Source organism: Dorea sp. MB18-49, assembly GCF_023669465.1.
Classification (GTDB): Bacteria; Bacillota; Clostridia; order Lachnospirales; family Lachnospiraceae; genus Dorea_A; species Dorea_A longicatena.
In genome coordinates, this window is sequence record NZ_JAMOYX010000116.1 from 1 (window position 1) to 588 (window position 588).

The following is a 588-nucleotide window of genomic DNA, read 5'->3' on the forward strand; positions in this document are numbered from 1 at the left end:
TCATTATTAAGCTTTTGACAGCCTTAATAACTAAACAATAGATAACAACCCTTACTTTTATTCCTTAGAAAGGAGGTGATCCAGCCGCACCTTCCGATACGGCTACCTTGTTACGACTTCACCCCAGTTATCGGTCCCACCTTCGGCAGCTCCCTCCTTACGGTTGGGTCACTGACTTCGGGCGTTACTGACTCCCATGGTGTGACGGGCGGTGTGTACAAGACCCGGGAACGTATTCACCGCAGCATTCTGATCTGCGATTACTAGCGATTCCAGCTTCATGTAGTCGAGTTGCAGACTACAATCCGAACTGAGACGTTATTTTTGAGATTTGCTTACCCTCGCGAGTTCGCTTCTCTTTGTTTACGCCATTGTAGCACGTGTGTAGCCCTGGTCATAAGGGGCATGATGATTTGACGTCATCCCCACCTTCCTCCAGGTTATCCCTGGCAGTCTCTCCAGAGTGCCCAGCTTAACCTGCTGGCTACTGAAGATAGGGGTTGCGCTCGTTGCGGGACTTAACCCAACATCTCACGACACGAGCTGACGACAACCATGCACCACCTGTCACCGATGTTCCGAAGAAAA

General features: G+C 50.2%; 1 rRNA gene. It reads right to left on the reverse strand.

Annotated features, from left to right (window positions below):
• Nucleotides 1–68: 68 nt before the first annotated feature.
• A 16S ribosomal RNA gene (locus NCY30_RS15015) occupies nt 69–588 on the reverse strand; the annotation flags it as partial.